We start from the raw sequence: 4117 nt of genomic DNA on the forward strand, positions 1-4117 counted from the left end.
CAGGATAGAGCGAATAAAAGCCCAAAAGAGAGCCAGAAAAAGCAAGAAAAGAGAATACATAGAACAGAACCTTGCCCTCATAAAACAGCTAAGGGACGCAGAACTTAGCTGGAGGGACATCGCAGCCTACATCAAAAAATACCACAGAGTCAAAATCGCCCCCTCATACATCCACATGATTTACAAGGAGATAATCGGCAGCGAGGAAGAAAAGAGTGATTAGATGGTTCGTAATCTTCCTTGAAACAGCAGTACTTATCTACATCCTTTTCAAAAACAAGGAATTCAAACAACTCATACAACGGTTCCTTAGCGCTATCCCCTCTTCTACTGAGCTTAAACTTTGGATTCTCAAAGGAGCAGGTTTTGGAGCATACCTTATTGTCGTCCTCTCAGGAATAGCCATAATCGGAGTAATTCTCTACTATCTTACCCCCTACGTAAGAATCATTCTGAATAAAGAAGCTCTCGTAGAGAAATGGAAAAAGGAATTCCTCAAAGCCAAACAAGCCGAAATAAACGAGATAGAGAAGCTAAAGCAGGAAACTAAGAAAAAGCTCCAAGAAGCCCGAAAACGGGAGCAGGAGCTCCGTCAGCAAATTACCCACTATCAGCACCTATCTCACCAGCTCAAACAGAAAGAGGTAGAGCTTGAGATTGAATTCCAGCAGAAGAGGGGAAGCTATCTACAGGAACTTGACGGTCTCCAGAAGAGAAATAGGGAGTTGCAGATCAGAATTAAAAAGCTGAAAGAGCAACTAAAATCGTGCAAAGAGAAACTTCAGAAGAAAAAAAGTTAAAACTCATCTTAGTAGCTACGCTTTAAATTAAGATTTTCGTAAAAGAATCACCAGATTTTCACCTTTTCATACAAAGGAGAAATTCCATGTTTTCGTACAAATTCTTTAAGACTTAAACGAGGCCTCCTTCCTTGCTTCTGCTGATCTTCAAACGTTTCTCCTTTTTTCTTATTCAATATTTCACGCTTCAGTAAATCTGTTGGTATTTTGTACACATCAAACGTACCGTCCAGACGCGAAAAATCTAAAAAATATAGGTCGTCCCACCTTGATTTAGGACCAAAAGAAGTCAAATCATTCTCTATTACGGAAGCTTTTATTTGTTCAGCCCTTTTGGTCTCTAAGTTATAAGTATCAGCAGAGGAAGGGTATATAACTCGTACACTTCCTGTAAGAATACACCAGCATCCTTCACTTATAAACTCAGGGAAATTTATTTTTCTTGCTTCTCCACCCGAATATTCTTTCAGTTTCTGAGAGAGTCTGTACCATAAATTCCAAAGCTCCTTCAGCCGAGTAATATCACTTTTTTCAAACTCTTGAACTTTAGCTCTGACTTTCTCTCCAAAAAGAATGATTTCCTTTTCTTTTATCTTCATCTATAGTCCCACCTTCCTTAAAATTGAACTGAGTTTCAGCTCGGACTCGTCTATAGGTTTACCTCTTCGCTCATTGAGAATATTCAAAGCATATATCAGTTTGATTAATGCTGAGAAAGTTAACTTTTTCCTACCCCTAAGAAGCTTAAAGATATATGCTGAATCCACATTGAGGACATCGCTTATTTCCAAATAACCCACGTTTAAATCACCGCACAACCGATTAAGAACCTTCAGTACTTTTTTTCTTACTTCTTCCTCATCTAAAATCTCCATACCACCCATACAGTTATGGTAAACTCTCTTTAAAGGAATTTCATTGTCCGCGTGGACAATGAAAGAAGGAGGTCCTATGAAGCCAAAGATAGTAAGTCTATTCTCTGGCGCAGGTGGTATGGATCTGGGTTTTGAAAAAGCTGGATTCGAAGTAGTTTGGGCTAATGACATTGATCACTGGGCAGTTGAAACCTACAAAAGAAACTTTCCCAAGACAAACGTTGTATGCGATGACATAAGAAATATTGATGACCGCAACATTCCGGATTGCGATGTAGTTATAGGTGGCTTCCCCTGTCAGGACTTTTCTGTACTTGGGGGTAGTACAAGAAAAGGAATAACAGCTAAAAGAGGAAAGCTGTACAAAGAATTTGTTAGGATTGTAAAAGCAAAGAAACCTAAAGTTTTTGTTGCAGAAAATGTAAAAGGTATTTTAAGCGCTAATAAAGGTTTAGCCATCAAAATTATCAAACATGATTTTGAACACATTCTCTCATTAGATACTGAAAAAAATACCGAAGAATTCAGCTTAGAAGAGATCAATCTCTGGGATAGTGAGAGTTTGTTCTCTGCAGGCGTTCAAGCTTACCAAAAGGATTATATTGTATTCATTGATCTATATAGATTTGTCGAATACGGAGTACCCCAACTCAGAGAAAGAGTTCTTATCATTGGAATAAGAAGGGATATTTACGAAAATAAAGGAATTCCATTTAAGAAAGTGGAAGGTTTTCTTAAGACTCCCGAAATGTACGTAACCTCAGGCGATGTTCTTGAAGGAAAGATTATTTATTCAGTTCCTGTCTCCGAAGTTCCTTTTAATAATGAAAAGCCAAAGATGAAGCAGAAAACTATTGAAATGCTTAAGCACATCCCAGAAGGAGGGAATTATAAGAACCTTCCTAAAGAATTAGCTGTTAAAGGATTGATGAGCAACATATACAGAAGACTTCACAGAAATAAACCATCACCTACAATTATTGCCAATGGAGGAGGAGGTACATGGGGCTATCATTACGAGGAACCCAGAGCTCTCACCAATAGAGAGAGGGCCAGACTACAAACCTTTCCCGATGAATTTATATTTGAGGGACCTATAGGAGAAGTAAGAAAACAGATAGGAAATGCAGTACCTCCTTTAGGAATTCTCCCCATAGCTCTAGATCTAAAGAAGTATTTGATTAGTAACTATCAACCGGACAAAGATCCTTACTACAAAGACTGGGAAAAACTTAAAACGGAAATATTGGAATACAAAAAACAACAGCTTTCAGAGGTCGTTTATGTGTAACAGAGAAGACAACAAAAAATCTCGATTTCAAAAGGATCTTTTGAAATGGTGGACTAAATACAAAAGAGATTTTCCATGGAGAAAAACAAAGAATCCCTATGAACTCCTTATAGCCGAAATTCTTTTGAAGAAAACTACTGCCAGTCAGGTTTTAACAGTTTACTCAAAACTTTTAAATAAATATCCTAATCCATACGCGCTTTGCTCAGCCAATAGAAAAGATCTTGAAGCCCTACTTAAACCACTGGGAATGCATAAAACAAAAGCAGAACTACTCAAAAAGTTCGCCTCTGCTTACCTCTCTCTCTTAAAAAACAACAAAAAAAGTAGATTCTCACGATCTGAACTTCTAAAGCTTCCAGGAATAGGAAACTATACCGCCAATGCTGTTCTTTCCCTTATCTATGACGAATGTGTACCAATGCTTGACACTAATTTCATACGTATCTTAGAAAGAGTATTCGGAATCAAATCCAACAAAAGCCGTCCCAGAAATGATCCCTATATCTGGGAAAAAGCAAAAGAAATCCTTCCTTGTAACGAAGCGAGAAACTTCAATCTAGCAGTCCTAGATTTTTCTGCCTTAGTATGCAAACATATCCAACCTAAATGCGCCGAATGCTTCGCCAAGGAATATTGTTCACACGCAAACACCACTTAATTACTTAACGAAAAAGATCAACGCGAAACACATCCAAACTACCACCATAACCCAAACACCCCAGCCAAAACAATACTCTCCCGCTTATCCCGATTCTAGCCCAATAACACCTACCCCCAGCTATTTTAGCCTTAATAATACAGCCACCGATTTCAGCCATAATAATACTGTCATCAGAAATCAATCAGTCCCTCTTCCCAGAGCTCCACAAGGTCATCATAGCTTTCCCTGTCCTTCCCACTCTTCCCAAAACCAGCAGAGAACCCAACACGGAAACCAAAACTCGACCGTCGCAAGTCAAGTGAAAGAGAGAACCCCAAACTCAAAACAAACTCCATCATCCCCTTTCTAACACCCTCACATACCCTATTCTCTTCCCTACCACCCTTCCTTTCTTGTCTCCCTTCCCAACCACCACCCATAACTCTCTCAAAGAGAGAGTTATTATCTTGGCTAAAATCAGCTCTCTTCTCTTGAGTGAAAGATACTC

General features: G+C 38.7%; 7 protein-coding genes. 4 read left to right on the forward strand and 3 right to left on the reverse strand.

From position 1 onward, the window contains the following. A partial coding sequence (locus tag ABGX27_04955; GenBank protein MEO2068843.1) for a hypothetical protein occupies positions 1-223 on the forward strand: 223 nt, incomplete at its 5' end. Beyond that, positions 216-800 carry a hypothetical protein gene (locus ABGX27_04960; GenBank protein MEO2068844.1) on the forward strand — a complete coding sequence of 195 codons (585 nt, stop codon included), beginning with the start codon at positions 216-218 and terminating at the stop codon, positions 798-800. The genes ABGX27_04955 and ABGX27_04960, both read left to right, overlap by 8 nt. Before the next feature lie 47 nt (positions 801-847). Here ABGX27_04960 and ABGX27_04965 read toward each other — a convergent pair whose 3' ends face one another. Together ABGX27_04965 and ABGX27_04970 are read right to left on the reverse strand one after the other, a co-directional pair. Further along, the gene (locus ABGX27_04965) at positions 848-1399 is read right to left on the reverse strand and encodes a Bsp6I family type II restriction endonuclease (GenBank protein MEO2068845.1); all 552 of its coding nucleotides are present in this window, start codon (positions 1397-1399) and stop codon (positions 848-850) included. Beyond that, the gene (locus ABGX27_04970) at positions 1400-1684 is read right to left on the reverse strand and encodes a hypothetical protein (GenBank protein MEO2068846.1); all 285 of its coding nucleotides are present in this window, start codon (positions 1682-1684) and stop codon (positions 1400-1402) included. 67 nt (positions 1685-1751) lie between these two features. Between ABGX27_04970 and ABGX27_04975 the strand changes: the two genes are divergently transcribed. Both ABGX27_04975 and ABGX27_04980 read left to right on the forward strand, forming a co-directional pair. Then, complete coding sequence (locus ABGX27_04975) at positions 1752-2966, forward strand: DNA cytosine methyltransferase (GenBank protein ID MEO2068847.1); 1215 nt, start codon at positions 1752-1754, stop codon at positions 2964-2966. Continuing rightward, positions 2959-3627 (forward strand): hypothetical protein, encoded by a 669-nt coding sequence (locus tag ABGX27_04980; GenBank protein MEO2068848.1) that lies wholly within the window; start codon positions 2959-2961, stop codon positions 3625-3627. Before ABGX27_04975 ends, ABGX27_04980 begins: the two co-directional genes overlap by 8 nt. A gap of 173 nt (positions 3628-3800) precedes the next feature. On the opposite strand, the gene ABGX27_04985 is transcribed toward ABGX27_04980, so the two are convergent. After that, positions 3801-3965 carry a hypothetical protein gene (locus tag ABGX27_04985; protein MEO2068849.1) on the reverse strand — a complete coding sequence of 55 codons (165 nt, stop codon included), beginning with the start codon at positions 3963-3965 and terminating at the stop codon, positions 3801-3803. Positions 3966-4117 lie beyond the last annotated feature (152 nt).

The organism is Desulfurobacteriaceae bacterium (genome assembly GCA_039832905.1).
In the GTDB taxonomy this organism is placed as follows: Bacteria; Aquificota; Aquificia; order Desulfurobacteriales; family Desulfurobacteriaceae; genus Desulfurobacterium.